This window comes from Thalassospira lucentensis, from assembly GCF_001613805.1.
In the GTDB taxonomy this organism is placed as follows: Bacteria; Pseudomonadota; Alphaproteobacteria; order Rhodospirillales; family Thalassospiraceae; genus Thalassospira; species Thalassospira lucentensis_A.
The window spans coordinates 46,772-62,064 of the sequence record NZ_LPVY01000021.1; the positions used below are offsets into that span (position 1 = coordinate 46,772).

The following is a 15,293-nucleotide window of genomic DNA, read 5'->3' on the forward strand; positions in this document are numbered from 1 at the left end:
TATTGATTGAAACCTGAAGTATCGTAGGGTTCTGATGAATGCAGGATTTCTGTTTATCGTGATATTGCGGGATGTTAACCCGCGATGATCACCCCGTCCCGCCGGTCGCCCGCATGAGCCGGCCCGGGATTTACGAAAAACAGAAGGCCTGCCCACCGGAAATTCTTTCGGAAAAATGCAGCCGGGGACCAACACGGTCGATGCACCCCACACCGAACCTTTGCATCGCCGGGGAGTGAGAGATTAATGCTGTACCATCTCTATGAATTGCAGCACGCCACCATCAGCCCGTTGCGCATGGCAGCGGATGCGAGCAAGAAGTGGCTGCGCAATCCGGTCAACCCGCTATCCTATACCCATCAGGGCCGTGCGGCCGCCGCCGCGTTTGATGTGTTCACCCATATCACGCACCGTTATGGCAAACCGGAATTCGGCCTTGATACCACGGTCATCAATGGTGAAACCGTCGCCGTGACCGAGGAAATCGTCCATAGCGAACCGTTCTGCAATCTTTTGCATTTCAAACGCGAAACCGATCACCTTAAAAATCAGCCGGATGATCCGCGGCTTCTGATCGTGGCCCCGCTGTCGGGTCACTTTTCAACGCTGCTGCGCGGCACGGTCGAGGCATTGCTGCCGGATCATGATGTTTACATCACCGACTGGATCGATGCCCGCATGGTTCCGGTGCATCAGGGTCATTTCGACCTTGATAGCTATATCGACTATGTCATGCAGTTCCTGCGCAAGCTTGGCCCGAACACCCACCTGATGGCGGTGTGTCAGCCATCGGTTCCGGTGGTTGCGGCCGCATCGCTGATGGCCGCCGGGAACGAGCCCTGCCAGCCGGCATCGATGACCCTTATGGGCGGCCCGGTCGATACACGTGAAAACCCGACCGAGGTCAACAACTTTGCCAAGCAGCACAGCCTCGACTGGTTTGAACGCCATGTCATTACGCATGTGCCATTGCCCCATGCCGGGGTGATGCGCCGCGTTTATCCGGGCTTCATGCAGCTTGCCGGTTTCATGAGCATGAACTGGGACAAGCACGTTTCCGCCCATCACGAGATGTTCACCCATCTTGTCGAGGGGGACGGCGAAAGTGCCGATGCCAAGCGAAATTTCTATCACGAATATCTGGCCGTCATGGATATGAGTGCCGAGTTCTATCTTCAGACGCTGAAAGCCGTGTTCCACGAACATCAGTTGCCCGAAGGGACGATGCGCTGGCAGGGGGTTCCGGTTGAACCGTCGGCCATCACCAGGACCGCCCTCCTGACGGTCGAAGGCGAACGCGACGATATCACCGGTATGGGTCAGACACGCGCAGCCCATAAGCTTTGCGCCAATCTGCCCGATAATATGCGCATGCATCACATCCAGAAGGGTGTTGGCCATTACGGCGTGTTTAACGGCCGTCGCTGGCGCGAACAGATCAGTCCGCGGATCAAGGATTTCATCCGTCGCCACGATCAGCAGGGCAAGGGCCGCAAAAGCGCGCCTGACATGACCCGGATCGAAGCCGCCGAATAGGCAGCGCCCCGATCCCCGGATGAATAGAACATTCAAAAGCCGCCCTTATCCGGGGCGGCTTTTGGCTTTGACAGCTATGTGATTATGGCGGGTTATCAGGGATAGGAAAGAACCAGATTGCCATTGTTCACGCGCGCGCCGTAAACGCCCTCGTCATGATCCACACCAATTGCCGGATTGCCCAACTGGGCAACAAGATAGGCATATACAGTCGGACGGGAGGAGGTCCACGCCCCGATCACCCCGGTAATTGTTGTCTGTGCCAAGCCCTGGCAATGCACCAGCGCGGCATCAATATCGGCGTTGGTGACGAAATCGTCGACAGCAAGCGGCAAATGGATGCCGAAAACCTCGCCATTGCGAATGCCAACGATCCCGATACAGCTTGTGAAAGTCGAGAAGCGGATTTCGGCGGCACTTGCATATTCACATTCGGCGATAGCTAGCGGGTTGGCGGCCTGACTGAAAACATATGGCATTGGATTGTCCTGATTTGCGAAAGATAAAAGATAACTGACGCATCAGAGACGGGTGGTATCCGACCCTGTGACAATCCCTGAACCGACGCAATTTTACCCGCGTAAAACAGGCAGGACATCAAACCGGATCGGGGATCAGATCATGCCGGGAACGCCAGCACCCAAATTGCAAAACTTCGATACAGCCGGCATCGCAATCGTCATCGGGGCGACAGGGGGCATTGGCCGGGCCTTTGTGAAACATCTTCGCGATTGTGGCCGGTTTGATGGTGTGATTGAACTGTCGCGCGGCACCGAACCCGCCATTGATTTCACCGATCCCGACAGCATCGAAAATGCCGCTGCCTTTGTTCGCGATCAGGTATCCGCACAGAACCAATCCGTGCGTCTGATCATCGATGCCACCGGCTATCTGCATGATGAGGTATTTCAGCCGGAAAAATCATTGCGCCAGATCGATGCCGATTACATGGCGAAATCTTTTCTGATCAACGCCATAGGTCCGGCCTTGCTGATGAGGCATTTCACGCCACTCTTGCCACGTAAGGGCAAATCGGTCTTTGCCACCCTGTCGGCCAAGGTCGGCAGCATTGGCGATAACCGGATGGGCGGCTGGTACAGTTACCGGGCGGCAAAGGCCGCATTGAACCAGCTGGTAAAATGCACCGCCATCGAGCTTGGACGCAGCAAACGCAATGCGATCTGCGTCGCCCTTCATCCCGGCACGGTCGATACCGGTCTTTCGGGGCCGTTTGCCAAATCGGGGCTCAATGTACAAAGCCCCGATCAGGCAACAGCAAATATGTTGATGGTGATTGACGGATTGCAGCCATCACAAAGCGGCGGCTTCTTTGCCTATGATGGCAATGAGTTGCCGTGGTGAGATGCAATGATCAAAGAGGACGGGCCTTGAGCCACATGAACAGCGGCACACGCGACCATTGTTTGAGCATGTCACGATCGGCCTGATCGGGAGCCGGTTCACGCATGGCCGAGACACCAAACCCGGCCTCGCCCAACGCATTGATATAATACTCAAGCGGCCGCGACCATCCGGCAAAATGCATGATCAGGCCATCGCGTTCTTCGCTGCCTTCAAACCGGCGTTCCCCGAAATAACTGCCCGTCAGGACGAAGGGGGCATCAGGAGCCGTCCCGTCAAAGCGGCCACGGTCCCTGAATGGATGCACAATCGAAATCACCAATTCCCCGTCCTTACGCAAGACACGGCGAATTTCATCCAGCGTCCCCGCAAGATCATCCACATCCATCAGAACGTTATAGGCCAGCACAAGATCGAAGCTTTCATTGTCAAAGGGCACATCATTGCCCGGTGCAATATGATAGGACGATCTGCTATCGGTGGCAGCTTCACGCGCCGCCAGAACAAGGTCAGCTACCGGGTCAATACCCGTGACGTCATAGCCAAGTTCGGCCAGAAGCCGTGAACCGCGCCCTTCACCACAACCGACATCAAGTGCAATGCCGGTTCCCGGGCCGACAAAGTCAGCAAAATTTTTGCGGAATTGCCAAAAGGCATCATGCCCCGGTTTACGCGCCCAGGCGATCCAGTTTTGAGCGATATCGGACCAATGAACATGATCCTTGCGAAAACCGGACATCTGTTTCTCCTTTGGCTTCTCGGGAATCTCAGTCAAACAGGCCGTTTAACACGGCATGCTGCAACAGAATGACGGTTTTGGCGTCCCGGATGCGGCCATCCGATATCATGGCCAGTGCGTCCCTGAAGGGCACTTCAAGCACGTGGATGTCCTCGCCCTCTTCATGCAAACCACCGCCCTCGCCCGCGCGATGATCGCTTGTGACTTCGGCCACAAACAGATGCAGGCGCTCAGTGACGGAACCCGGGCTCATGAATAGATCGAAGACCTTTTGCGGTTTGCCGATCCTATACCCGGTTTCTTCTTCGACCTCGGCAATTACGGCGGATGCCGGATCACGATCGTCAAGCAACCCTGCTGGAACTTCGATCAGCATGCCGTTTTCATTGCCATTCACAAAGGATGGCAGACGAAATTGCCGTGTCAGGATCACGGTGCCAGCCGCGCGGTTATAAAGCAGGATGGCCGCCCCGTTGCCCCGGTCATAGGCTTCGCGTTGCTGGGACTGCCATTCGCCGTTGCTTCGGCGCAGATCAAAGCTGACGCGATACAGGTGATACCAGTTATCCGACAGGCATTCGATATTCTGAACGCGTATATCGTCGTTTTCCGGCAAGTTCCAACCTTTGGGAAGCTCGGTCATGTCAAAATATCCGTCAGCGGTTCAGAAAAGCAGACAGGGTCAGCAATACCGCATCGGGTTTTTCGGCATGGACCCAGTGGCCTGCGCCCTTGATGCTGGTAAAGGCGGCCTTGGGAAACAGCGATTTGATATGATCGCGATCCTTGGGGTCGACATAATGCGAATTGGCACCGGATATGAACAGCACATCGCGATCAAAACTGCCCCCCACCGTTTCGGGCCAGCCGGTAATGTCGGAAAGGTGGTTGTCCATGGCATCGATATTGACCTGCCATGACATTTTGCCGGTTTCCTTGTCGGTCGCGACATTCTGCGCCAGGAACTGACGCACGCCCTTTTCCGAAACGCCACTGACAAGTGCGTCTTCGACTTCGGCGCGCCGCGATACCGCATCGAAATCCACCGACTTCATGGCACTGATATAGCCGGTATAGTCATGATCATAGGTTACAGGCGCAATATCAACCACAACCAGATCGGCAACCAGATCCGCATCCTGTGACAGGGTCAGCACCATTGATGCCTTGCCCCCCATCGAATGTCCGATCAGGTGGACCGGGCCATTGGCAACATCCCGGATCAGCTCGGCGATGTCCGATGCCATCGCCGGATAGGTCATGTTCGTGTCCCAGTCGGACCGGCCATGATTGCGAAGATCAGCGGTGACCACATGATACTTTTCCGCCAGACGGCGCGCGATGGCGGTCCAGTTACGCGCCTGCCCGAACAGGCCGTGCAGGATCACAAGCGTGCCATTGTCACGGTTTTCTTCGCCAAAGGCATAATGGGCAAGTTTCATCAGGCACGCTCCGCAATCGGGTTATCTGGTTATTCCCTTTAATAGCGGGACCGGACGGTGGCGTGAAGCCCTGTGGTGGGGATGGGAATCAAAACACCCCCGCATGGGAGGAATGCGGGGGTGTTTCTTGGGTCATTCGACCCGGTATTCATCGCCAAGCGTTAAGCTTAGGCACCAGCCGGACGGCCACCCGGAAGGCGGTTACCGCCAAACAGGGAAGCAATTTTGCGGGCCAAAGTAACAACGGCTTTGCGGATCGCCTGAGCACGGAGTTTTTCGGCTTCGCGCTGCAGCGTGGTCAGATCGTAATCACCATAACGACGCATGGCTTTATCCTTTCCATAACAGGCGGAGCTATGTGCGCTCCGGTTTCGCGTTGATTTGTTCTGAAGCCGGTGTACGCCTGTTTATTCGATCCTACGAGACGAGTTTTTTCACCTCACCCATGCATTTGGTGCATATCCAGACACAAGTCCGTCACAATCATTTCATGCGAAAGACGCATGATTGTCTCATGACAAATAAGCCATTCAACTTGAACGAAATTTTCCCGGCACTGTTTTACACAGATCAAACACAATCCGAACAGGCCGGATCAATTAGACCTCTATCCTTTGCATATAAAGGGATTGAGGTAGATCAAACAGGGCGATTCTGATGCTTCAGACGGGGTCTTAAATGGCAATTTGCCGACAAAACGGTTTTAAATTGCAGACTCGATTCCGGGAACTGCACACCGTTCAATTTTGCATGGCTGATTAAGAAATCGGAGAACGGCAATAGTGGTGCGCATAATTGCCGCTCTGCGATCTTCGAATTATCGCACGAAAGTCAGCGAATATTCGCGGGTTCAGCCCAGGGCATAATTCAGATATTTGGGTTCAAGATATTCTTCCAGCCCCCAATGACCGCCTTCGCGGCCCTGCCCGCTTTCCTTCACACCGCCAAACGGCGCACCTTCGTGGGACGTGGTGCCATCGTTGATACCAACCACCCCGGTTTCAAGCCCATCGGCGATCCGCTGGATACGGCCGATATCACGACTGAAAAGGTAAGACGACAGACCGGCACGCACCCGGTTGGAAAGTTCGATCACCTCGGCCTCGGTTCTGAAACGATAGATCGGCGCAACCGGGGCAAACAGTTCCTCGTTAAAGCAGTCAGTATCAAGGGACACATCCGTCATCACCAGCGGTCGGATGAAATGGCCTTCTTCGGGGCGGTCAGCACCGTAATGCAGGGGCGCGCCACGTTTTTTCGCGTCATCGATCAATCGTTCAACTTTTGCGACCGCCTGACGATTGATCAGCGGGCCAATATCCGTACCGGGAATGAAGCCGTTGCCGATGGTCTGCGCATGACTTGCGGCGATGAATTTTTCGACAAAGCTTTCATAAACCTCGTCCTGCACGAAAATGCGGTTGGCACAGACGCAGGTCTGACCGCTATTGCGGAACTTGGAAATCATGGCCCCGGCCACGGCGGCATCAATATCGGCATCATCCATCACGATGAAGGGCGCATTGCCGCCCAGTTCCAGCGACAGTTTCTTGACCGTCGGCGCACATTGCACCATCAACCGTTTGCCGACCTCGGTCGAGCCGGTGAAGGACAGCATCCGCACGCGCGGATCCCCTGTCAGGGCCTCGCCAATCGGCATGGGCTGGCCGGTAACGACGTTAAACACCCCCGCCGGGAAGCCGGCCATTTCGGCAAGTTTGGCGGCGGCAAGGGCGGAAATCGGGGTATCTTCGGCCGGTTTGACAACAATTGTGCACCCCGCCGCCAGCGCCGGGGCACATTTGCGCACGACCATGGTCAGCGGGAAGTTCCATGGCGTGATCGCCGCCACCACACCCACGGGATGTTTCTGCACAACCACACGCCGGTCACGCTGGGTCGCGGGCATGGTTTGGCCATAGGCGCGCTTGGCTTCCTCGGCATACCATTCGGCATAGGCAATGGCGCCGACCACTTCGCGCAATGCCTGATCATAGGGTTTACCCTGTTCAAGCGTGATCAGGGCGGCCAGATCATCCTGATACTGTTCCAAAAGATCGCGCCAGCGTTTGAGGTAGCCGGAACGTTCCTTTGCCAGCATGCGCGACCATGCCGGAAACGCCGCATCCGCCGCATCAATCGCGCGCCGTGCCTCGGATGTCCGCATGAAGGGCACATCGCCGATCACCTTGCCGGTTGCCGGATCATACACATCAATGGCTTCGCGCGAATCAGCACGTGCCCATTCGCCATTGATAAATGCCTTATCAAGGTTCCAGTCGGCGATCAGCCTGCGGGCGCGCGATCTGCCATTGGAAATGGCGGTTTGGCTGGCATCGGGGGCGGCGTTGGACACAGCGGACATTTGGGGGCGTTTCCTTGTGCACGTCATTTACAATAATTTATTCGGTGATCACGCGGTTGTGATTCCGAATTTCGGGGCGCAATTGGGAGACTAAGCGCTCCGACAAGTCATAGGCAACAATGCTTGTGACCTTAATATAAGAAATAAAAGACCCGGGGTCGCTCGCAACACCCCGATCCGTCAGAGAGTTTCAGAGAGACAACCAACGAGAGAGCCATGAAGCATATTGTGACCGCCGGTTTGATGACCGCATCCCTTGCCCTTGGTCTGGGGGTATTTGATACTGCACAGGCCGACGAGGCGATGGATAACGAAACCGTTCAAACCCGTCAGATGCTGATGGATGGCATCGGTGGAGCGATGGGGACACTTGGCTGCTACATGAAGGGCCAGTGCGAACTGCCTGATGGCGTGATCCGCAACCTTGCCAATGGCATTGCGTTTTCCGCCACTGCCGCCCCGGCCGCGTTCGAACCCAATACAGCCGACGCATCGGTAAAAACAACCGCCAAACCGGATGTCTGGACAAACTGGGACGATTTTTCGGGCCGTTTTCCGGAAATGAAAACCGCAGCGATGAACCTTGCGGCCGCAGCCGGTGACAAGGGCGCAATGGGTGCCGCCCTTGGCGAACTTGGCAAATCCTGCAAAGGCTGCCACGACGAATACCGTTCGAAGTAACAGATCGAAGATACCGGGCACGAGCAAGCTCGGACATCCCCGAAAGGCCCTGCCCCCCCCCTGCTACCCTCCCCCGGCAGCACGACAGAAAAAGCCTTTCGGGGATTTCTTTAACCCGCGATGCCGAGCCTAAAAATAAAGGGTCATGGTAATATCCTGATCATGGTCGCCAAACCCGCGACCAAAGATATTTACCCCGCCCGGATTTTTGGCGTTGTCATCAACCCCGATCCGGAACCGGATCGAGTGATGATCCATGATTTCCAGCGTATGGATCGTTTGATCAGAAATCTTCTGCCCGTCGATCCAAGTACCCTTTTCATCGATCACCCAGGTCTTGAGCTGACCATATTGCGATCCTTCCAGCTTCCACCAACCGGGGGAATACAGGCCACGCCGATCACCGAAATCGCCGGGTGAAGTCCATATGCCGACATTGACCCCATTGATCCAGATCGAAATATCCGATGGCCATTCGGCGTTGGTTTCCGGGGTTTCCGAACTAACCTCGGCAGTGATCTCGATCCGCTTTGGCAACCGTCCGGTGACCTTGGCATTGTTGGGGAATTTGTATTCGACGTGTCCGCGCGTGAACCATAGAAGGGCCGCCTGCATCCGTTGCGGCTCCAGAAACACATTGGGCACATCAAGCACACCAATAATCCGTTCAATCGAACACATCCCACAAGGTGGCCCCACATCAAATTCGGTGAACAGGCCAATTGGCATACTCACGACAACCCGATCATCGTCCGAGCTGGTTTTATCCGCATCAAAGCGGATATAGATTTCACTGTAAGCTGCCGAACAGACTTTCTGATTGCCCTTCTTGGCCTTCATGGTCTGGGTTTCAACCAATCCGGCCTTTTCAAGCGTCTTGATATTGGTTGCAACAGTCGATTGCGGCAATCCCATCATGTCGGCGATTTCATTGACATTTTGCGGGCCGTGTTTGCGCAGAAGATACAGGATATCAATCCTGGTTTTCGATGCCAGCCCCTGAACAATGTCGGCGTCTTTCACCGGATCGACTGTCAGTAATTTTGTCTGCATGACTTTTTATTGTTCCCTTCAGCTTTTCCGATCCATCGGCCAATGCATATGCGGACTGTACATATAGCCAGGAATGGCGACGGCCAACTTATCCCTTGATCCCCGATGACAACATGATCGCCTGCGTCACGCGGCGCTGGAAAACCAGATATGCAGCAGCCACTGGCATCGCTGCCATCACGGCAACCGCCATATCACGCGCATACTGGACGCCAAACGAATCACCGACCTGCGTAATACCGACAGTAACCGTCATCATTTCTTCGGAAGTGGTAACAAGAAACGGCCACAGGAAGTTGTTCCAGGACATGATAAAGGTGATGATCGAAAGTGCTGCTGTAATCCCCCAATTCAACGGCAGATAAAGCTTGAACAGAATCTGGAATTCGCTGCAACCATCAAGTTTGGCAGCCTCGCGCAGTTCACGGGGCACAGAGTCAAAAAACTGTTTATAAACAATCACAACCACCGGAATGATCACCTGCGGCAGGATGATCCCGCCCCACGTATTGACCATGCCGAATTTATGCATCAGCACGAATTGCGATACCACGAGTGCCTGTGATGGCACCATAAAGCTTGCCAGCACCACCAGAAAAAGCACGCGACGACCGGGAAAGACCAGTTGTGACAAGGCATAACCACACATCATGCTGATCATGATGACGATGCCCGTAATCAGAACCGACGTCCCGATGGAATTGATGTACCAGCGCACAAGATTGGTATCGAATAACGCAAAGGCATAGGAAGAAATATCGAATGTCTGCGGCCAGAACGAAAGACTGCCAACGACTTCCGGTTCCGGCTTCAGCGATGTGACAATCGCCCAGTAAAGCGGGAATGCCCATGCACAGGCTGCGATCAGGGTAAAGATCAGAAGCAGGATGTTGCTTGGCGAAATGCGTCCCATCATTATTTCCCCCGCGCTTTAAGCAACTGATATTGCAGAACCGACACCGCCACGATGATGACAAACAACGCCACCGCAACCGCCGAGGCGTAACCGCCCTGATTGCGCCCGAACGCCTCGCGATAGACAAGTTGCAACAACACATAGGTCGAATTGAACGGCCCGCCTTGTGTCATCAGGTAAATCTGATCGAAAATCTTGAGCTGCAGGATCAGTTGCAGGGTCAGAACCAGCGCGGTCACCGGCCATAGCAAAGGCCACGTGATACGACGGAACTGCTGCAAACGGCTCGCGCCATCAAGCGATGCGGCTTCGTAGTAATCGTCGGGAATATTGCGCAGGGCTGAAATGAACAGCAACACATTGAACCCGTTGGTCCACCATATGGTCACGAGTGCCACCATCGGCATTGCCCATACCGGATCACGGAATACACTGATACGGCGGCCGACGACGGCTTCGATCAGGGGCTGGACGACCCCGAACTGCTGATCAAGAATCCACTGCCAGATTTGTGTCACGACCGTCACCGGCAGGATATAGGGCATGAAAAACAGCACCAGAATGCCTGCCTGTATCCAGCCTTTCAGCCGGACGACCATCATCGCAATGCCAAGCCCGATCAGAGTATTCGGCACCACCGTCAGCAACACGAAATAAAGCGTGTTATAAACCGAGGTGTAGAACAACTTGTGTTCGAACATCCGGATATAATTATCGAACCCGATCCATTCACCTTCACCGATCAAGGGCGCGTCGGTAAAGCTCATCGCGAACATTTTGTAAACCGGATAGGCAAAGACCACGAGATAGCAGATCACAAATGGCGCAATCAGCAGCAAGGCCGTTACTGTTCTGTTTCGGGATTTCAATCGCATTGATGCCGCCCCATAGCCATGAAAGTCACGCAAGGGATCACCGGCAGCGATGGCTGGCAAAGGGAGGAATGCCAGCCACCACCGTCACCGATGATCAGTTAAGTTCCAGGCCCTGGAGTTCGTCACGCACCATGTCCAGCGCATCTTCGGGGTCGAGCTGCCCGTTGAGTGCAGGAACAATGAAATTCTGCGTGGCTTCGTAAATCGGCCCGGCGACACCGGCAATCGAGATTTCAGGATCGAAAACAGCGGTTTCAGCAAGTGCGGAATAGGTCGCATTTGGTTCCATTTTCTTGAACTCGTCGCTTTCGGCAACCGCCTTGAAAGCCGGTATATGCCCGGCATCAGCCCATGAAAGGCTGTGTTCGTTCATCCAAGCGATGATCTGCAGGACCGTTTTGACCTTCTCAGCAGAAATCGGATTGGCTTCGCTGTGCGGGATGGCAAAGGCATGAGAATCTGCCCATGTCGCTTTTTGATCCATCAGAACGGGGATCTGAATGGCACCCCATTCGAAACCAAGATCGCCGTTCTTGGCCAGATCCTTCATTGTCGGGACTTCCCATACACCATTGATATGCATGGCGGCACGACCCGATGTGAACAGCGCGATGGATGCCTCGTAGGAAATCAGCTCTGGCGAATAACCCGATGCCACCCAATTGGTCATCGCATTCAGCGCCTTTAGCCCCGCATCACCGGGGAGGATTTCGCCATCTTCGATAAATGGGGCACCTTGCTGGGCAAGCAGCGTATAGAATACACGCCACATTGATCCGCCTTCATCCGTATGCAGAGACAGCGGAACCTCGACCCCGGATTCTTCAAGTTTGGCAAGGGCTGCGTTGAAGTTTTCAAGCCCGTCCAGCCCTTTTGGTTTGCCGTCTTCACCAAGCAGGCCGGCCTTATCAAGCGCGTCCTTATTGTAATAAAGAACGATGGAATGGATATCGAACGGCAGGCCATAAAGCTGATCACCAACCTTGGCTGCGTTGAAGCTTGACGGGAAATAATCATCAGGCGACAGCCCGGCGTCGGTCAGCTCATCATCACTGATCGGACGCAACTGCCCCTGCGGCACGGCCAGTGGGAAACGCGACAGGTGATAGGTCATGATATCGGGTTGCTGACCCACCGCGGTTGCGGTTTGAACCTTGGTATAGAACGGAACGCCCCATTCCAGTGTGGTTGAACTGATATTGATATCCGGATGGGTTTCGTTGAATTCCTTGATCAGTGCCTTCATACGCACGCCATCGCCGCCTTCAAGGAAATCCCACCAGGTAATCTGGGTCTGGGCGTTGGCGACGGCAGAACCGCTTATCAGGATAACGGCCGAAAGACCGGCCTTGATGAAATGTTTCACGACGTTTCCTCCTCGTTCGCCGGGTGATGAGACCCGACCTGAAATGCCCTGACAGGTTTCTTGTTATGATTGCATCCCGTTTCGGGCGATTGTAGTCCGGTGGGCGGCGGCGTTATCGCAGGCGCGCACCATCGGCATCGAACAGAAACAGGTGACGTGTCGGCAAGCGCGCCGATATGTGATCCTGTGCGATATGATTGCGATCCGACCGGCGTTCGATTGTTACGCGCACGCCACTTTCAGTCAGGCTGTGGACGTAGCTGACCCCGCCGAGTTCTTCGGTAAATTCGGTTTTAAGCGTTAGTTCCGCGGCGCGCCCATCCGCGTCTGTCACGTTACCGGTTTCGATATTTTCCGGACGGATGCCCAGCGTGACGGCAGTACCGACTTTTGGCACTGGTCCGGAAAGGGTCAGCGAAACGATACTGTTTGGGGCTTCATCCAATCGGATATCAACAGCGTCCGATGTGCCACTCTTTGATTTGGCGACAGTGCCGGTCAGGAAGTTCATTTTCGGCGAACCAATGAAACCGGCGACGAACTGGTTATCGGGATTATCGTAAAGATCAAGAGGCGATCCGATCTGCTGCACGACGCCCGATTTCAGCACCACGATCTTGTCGGCGAGCGTCATGGCTTCGACCTGATCGTGGGTGACATAAATCATCGTCGCCCCGATCTGATTGTGTAGACGGGCGATTTCCATGCGCATCTGAACGCGCAATTCGGCATCAAGGTTGGACAAAGGTTCGTCAAACAAAAAGACCTTTGGCTGACGCACAATGGCACGTCCGATGGCAACGCGCTGGCGCTGTCCGCCGGAAAGCTGCGATGGTTTGCGGTCCAGATGCTGATCAAGTTGCAGAATGCGTGCTGCTTCTTCGACCTTTGCCCGGATTTCATCCTTTGGACGACGGGCAATTTGCAGGCTGAAGGCCATATTGTCGTAAACCGTCAGATGCGGATAGAGCGCATAAGACTGAAATACCATCGATACGCCGCGCCTGGCGGCTTCCTGATGGGTGACATCCTGCCCTTCGATATTGATGACGCCGCCTGTCGTTTCTTCCAATCCGGCAATCATTCGCAACAGCGTGGATTTCCCACAGCCCGACGGACCGACAAAGACGACGAACTCGCCCTGTTCGATCGAGATATTCACATCATGGATAACTTCGACCGGCCCGAAGGCCTTTTTGATATTGCTCAGCGTCACACCGGACATTTCCGTAATCCTCCCAAGTCTGAACCCGACATGATGGCGGGCTGACCGGCACTTCCGGCCAGCCCGTAACCATCAGGCCGATGCATCAAGAGAAATTCGGATCATGTGATAGGACAGCGGCTTGAGCGTTCCGGCAAGTTTGCCGTCCTCAAGTCCGATACCGCTGCCCTTTTTCGGAGTTACAGTATCCGGTGCGTCAATCGAATTGCGGTCTTCAAGCTTGTAACCGGACAGCTCTACATGCTCGATCACCCTCGTTTTGCCAAATCCTTCAAGGGACAGATCAAGACCAAGGTCGCTGTCGAGGTGGCGATTGATCAGGAATATCGCAACAGACTTACCATCTTCGGCCTGCACAGCCGACGCATCGAGATAAGGCACGTCCTGAGATACATCACAATCGTAGCGCGGGACATCCACACTGACATTCAGCGCCGTGCCCCGCCCGTGCTTCGATGCGAACTGCAGGGGATAATAAATCGTCTGCGCCCATGCCGGGCCACCTTCACGCGTCAGGATCGGGGCAATGACGTTCACAAGCTGCGCCATGCAGGCAATCTTGACGCGGTCAGAACGGCGGATGAATACGTTCAGCAGGCTGGCAATCAGAAGTGCGTCTTCGAAATTATAGACTTCTTCAAGCAAGGCCGGTGCGACCGGCCAGTCCCATTCCTTGATCCGCTGATCATCGGTTTTGCGGTCGTGATACCAGACATTCCATTCATCAAAACAGATTTTGACATCCTTTTTGGAACGCTTCTTGGCCTTGATGTAATCAATCACGCCGCCGATGGTAACGATATAGCGGTCCAGTTCTTCGGCACGGCCGAAATAGTTCAGCGTGTCCTTTTCCTCGTTGCCGAAATATTTGTGCAGCGAGATGTAATCAACACTGTCATAGCTTTCTTCAAGCACCGTGGCTTCCCAATCGGGATAGGTTTTCATCTTGTCGTTCGACGACCCGCAAACCACGGTTTCAAGTGACTGATCGAAATATTTGAAGGCCTTGGAAACCTCGTTGGCAAGATGTCCATAGTCCCGCGCAGTCTTGTGACCGACCTGCCAAGGACCATCCATTTCATTGCCAAGGCACCAGATGCGCACATCATGCGGATCGGCATAGCCATGGGACTTGCGCAGGTCCGACCAATAAGTTCCACCGGGATGGTTGCAATATTCAAGGAAGTTGCGTGCATCTTCCAACCCGCGCGACCCGAGATTCATGGCCAGCATCATTTCTGTATTGGCAAGCTTTGCCCAATCGGCGAATTCATTGACCCCCATCTGGTTGGTTTCACGGGTACGCCACGCCAGATCAAGCCGCGTCGGGCGCTGATCGCGCGGACCGATACCATCTTCCCAGTTATAGGCCGAAACGAAATTGCCCCCCGGATAGCGTACAATCGGCACATCAAGCCCGCGCACCAGTTCCAGCGTGTCCTGACGGAATCCGTTTTTGTCGGCGGTTTCGTGGCCGGGTTCATAAATACCGGTATAAACCGCACGGCCCATATGTTCGAGAAACGAGCCGTAAACCCGCTTGTCGACAGTCGCGATTGAAAAGTCCCTGTGAATGGTTGCGCGTGCCCGCATGACTGTTTCCTCACCTGTATTTTGTTCTTTGATGAGGTCAGCCTAGGAACACAAAATTTATATATCAAGTAATTTGTTTTATATCAAAATTACTGATATATAAATTTTGGTATATATCATGTTTTTCGGTTTCAATGCCC

The 15,293-nt window shown here is 54.4% G+C and carries 15 protein-coding genes; 3 read left to right on the top strand and 12 right to left on the bottom strand.

The genetic code is table 11. The features are described from left to right. Positions 1–246 precede the first annotated feature (246 nt). Positions 247–1,536 (top strand): polyhydroxyalkanoate depolymerase, encoded by a 1,290-nt coding sequence (locus tag AUP42_RS15840; RefSeq protein WP_062952572.1) that lies wholly within the window; start codon positions 247–249, stop codon positions 1,534–1,536. 95 nt (positions 1,537–1,631) lie between these two features. On the opposite strand, the gene AUP42_RS15845 is transcribed toward AUP42_RS15840, so the two are convergent. Beyond that, positions 1,632–2,015 carry a hypothetical protein gene (locus tag AUP42_RS15845; RefSeq protein WP_062952573.1) on the bottom strand — a complete coding sequence of 128 codons (384 nt, stop codon included), beginning with the start codon at positions 2,013–2,015 and terminating at the stop codon, positions 1,632–1,634. Positions 2,016–2,157: 142 nt separating this feature from the next. Here AUP42_RS15845 and AUP42_RS15850 point away from each other — a divergent pair, with 142 nt between their 5' ends. Next, on the top strand, positions 2,158–2,898 hold the full coding sequence (locus AUP42_RS15850) for an SDR family NAD(P)-dependent oxidoreductase (RefSeq protein WP_062952574.1): 741 nt from the start codon (positions 2,158–2,160) through the stop codon (positions 2,896–2,898). Positions 2,899–2,908: 10 nt separating this feature from the next. On the opposite strand, the gene AUP42_RS15855 is transcribed toward AUP42_RS15850, so the two are convergent. The 5 genes from AUP42_RS15855 to AUP42_RS15870 form a co-directional block, all read right to left on the bottom strand. Beyond that, on the bottom strand, positions 2,909–3,637 hold the full coding sequence (locus AUP42_RS15855) for a class I SAM-dependent methyltransferase (protein ID WP_062952575.1): 729 nt from the start codon (positions 3,635–3,637) through the stop codon (positions 2,909–2,911). A gap of 28 nt (positions 3,638–3,665) precedes the next feature. Beyond that, a complete protein-coding gene (locus AUP42_RS15860; RefSeq protein WP_062952576.1) occupies positions 3,666–4,280 on the bottom strand; it encodes an NUDIX domain-containing protein in 615 nt (204 codons plus the stop codon). A gap of 13 nt (positions 4,281–4,293) precedes the next feature. Then, positions 4,294–5,079: an alpha/beta fold hydrolase gene (locus tag AUP42_RS15865; RefSeq protein WP_062952577.1), complete on the bottom strand. Its 786-nt coding sequence runs from the start codon at positions 5,077–5,079 to the stop codon at positions 4,294–4,296. 167 nt (positions 5,080–5,246) lie between these two features. Next, complete coding sequence (locus AUP42_RS21430) at positions 5,247–5,405, bottom strand: RSP_7527 family protein (RefSeq protein ID WP_156484639.1); 159 nt, start codon at positions 5,403–5,405, stop codon at positions 5,247–5,249. A gap of 524 nt (positions 5,406–5,929) precedes the next feature. Further along, entirely contained in the window at positions 5,930–7,444 is a 1,515-nt protein-coding gene (locus AUP42_RS15870) for an NAD-dependent succinate-semialdehyde dehydrogenase (RefSeq protein WP_231858313.1), read from the bottom strand. Between the two features lie 216 nt (positions 7,445–7,660). Between AUP42_RS15870 and AUP42_RS15875 the strand changes: the two genes are divergently transcribed. After that, positions 7,661–8,125, top strand: coding sequence for a c-type cytochrome (locus AUP42_RS15875; RefSeq protein WP_062952578.1), 465 nt, complete (start codon positions 7,661–7,663; stop codon positions 8,123–8,125). A gap of 129 nt (positions 8,126–8,254) precedes the next feature. Here AUP42_RS15875 and AUP42_RS15880 read toward each other — a convergent pair whose 3' ends face one another. From AUP42_RS15880 to AUP42_RS15905, 6 genes are all read right to left on the bottom strand, one after another. After that, positions 8,255–9,178: an ArsR/SmtB family transcription factor gene (locus AUP42_RS15880; protein WP_062952579.1), complete on the bottom strand. Its 924-nt coding sequence runs from the start codon at positions 9,176–9,178 to the stop codon at positions 8,255–8,257. 88 nt (positions 9,179–9,266) lie between these two features. After that, the gene (locus tag AUP42_RS15885; RefSeq protein ID WP_062952580.1) at positions 9,267–10,094 is read right to left on the bottom strand and encodes a carbohydrate ABC transporter permease; all 828 of its coding nucleotides are present in this window, start codon (positions 10,092–10,094) and stop codon (positions 9,267–9,269) included. Further along, positions 10,094–11,002, bottom strand: coding sequence for a carbohydrate ABC transporter permease (locus tag AUP42_RS15890; RefSeq protein WP_197467368.1), 909 nt, complete (start codon positions 11,000–11,002; stop codon positions 10,094–10,096). The genes AUP42_RS15885 and AUP42_RS15890 overlap by 1 nt, the downstream gene beginning before the upstream one ends. A 61-nt stretch (positions 11,003–11,063) precedes the next feature. Further along, a complete protein-coding gene (locus AUP42_RS15895; protein WP_007090824.1) occupies positions 11,064–12,335 on the bottom strand; it encodes an ABC transporter substrate-binding protein in 1,272 nt (423 codons plus the stop codon). A gap of 112 nt (positions 12,336–12,447) precedes the next feature. Beyond that, positions 12,448–13,560, bottom strand: coding sequence for an ABC transporter ATP-binding protein (locus tag AUP42_RS15900; protein ID WP_062952581.1), 1,113 nt, complete (start codon positions 13,558–13,560; stop codon positions 12,448–12,450). Between the two features lie 72 nt (positions 13,561–13,632). Then, positions 13,633–15,153: an alpha-N-arabinofuranosidase gene (locus AUP42_RS15905; protein ID WP_062952582.1), complete on the bottom strand. Its 1,521-nt coding sequence runs from the start codon at positions 15,151–15,153 to the stop codon at positions 13,633–13,635. Positions 15,154–15,293: the final 140 nt, after the last annotated feature.

Bases quoted from the DNA above. Each gene is read 5' to 3' on its own strand.
- AUP42_RS15840 (WP_062952572.1), top strand. From the start codon at position 247: ATGCTGTACCATCTCTATGAATTGCAGCACGCCACCATCAGCCCGTTG.
- AUP42_RS15845 (WP_062952573.1), bottom strand. From the start codon at position 2,015: ATGCCATATGTTTTCAGTCAGGCCGCCAACCCGCTAGCTATCGCCGAA.
- AUP42_RS15850 (WP_062952574.1), top strand. From the start codon at position 2,158: ATGCCGGGAACGCCAGCACCCAAATTGCAAAACTTCGATACAGCCGGC.
- AUP42_RS15855 (WP_062952575.1), bottom strand. From the start codon at position 3,637: ATGTCCGGTTTTCGCAAGGATCATGTTCATTGGTCCGATATCGCTCAA.
- AUP42_RS15860 (WP_062952576.1), bottom strand. From the start codon at position 4,280: ATGACCGAGCTTCCCAAAGGTTGGAACTTGCCGGAAAACGACGATATA.
- AUP42_RS15865 (WP_062952577.1), bottom strand. From the start codon at position 5,079: ATGAAACTTGCCCATTATGCCTTTGGCGAAGAAAACCGTGACAATGGC.
- AUP42_RS21430 (WP_156484639.1), bottom strand. From the start codon at position 5,405: ATGCGTCGTTATGGTGATTACGATCTGACCACGCTGCAGCGCGAAGCC.
- AUP42_RS15870 (WP_231858313.1), bottom strand. From the start codon at position 7,444: ATGTCCGCTGTGTCCAACGCCGCCCCCGATGCCAGCCAAACCGCCATT.
- AUP42_RS15875 (WP_062952578.1), top strand. From the start codon at position 7,661: ATGAAGCATATTGTGACCGCCGGTTTGATGACCGCATCCCTTGCCCTT.
- AUP42_RS15880 (WP_062952579.1), bottom strand. From the start codon at position 9,178: ATGCAGACAAAATTACTGACAGTCGATCCGGTGAAAGACGCCGACATT.
- AUP42_RS15885 (WP_062952580.1), bottom strand. From the start codon at position 10,094: ATGATGGGACGCATTTCGCCAAGCAACATCCTGCTTCTGATCTTTACC.
- AUP42_RS15900 (WP_062952581.1), bottom strand. From the start codon at position 13,560: ATGTCCGGTGTGACGCTGAGCAATATCAAAAAGGCCTTCGGGCCGGTC.
- AUP42_RS15905 (WP_062952582.1), bottom strand. From the start codon at position 15,153: ATGCGGGCACGCGCAACCATTCACAGGGACTTTTCAATCGCGACTGTC.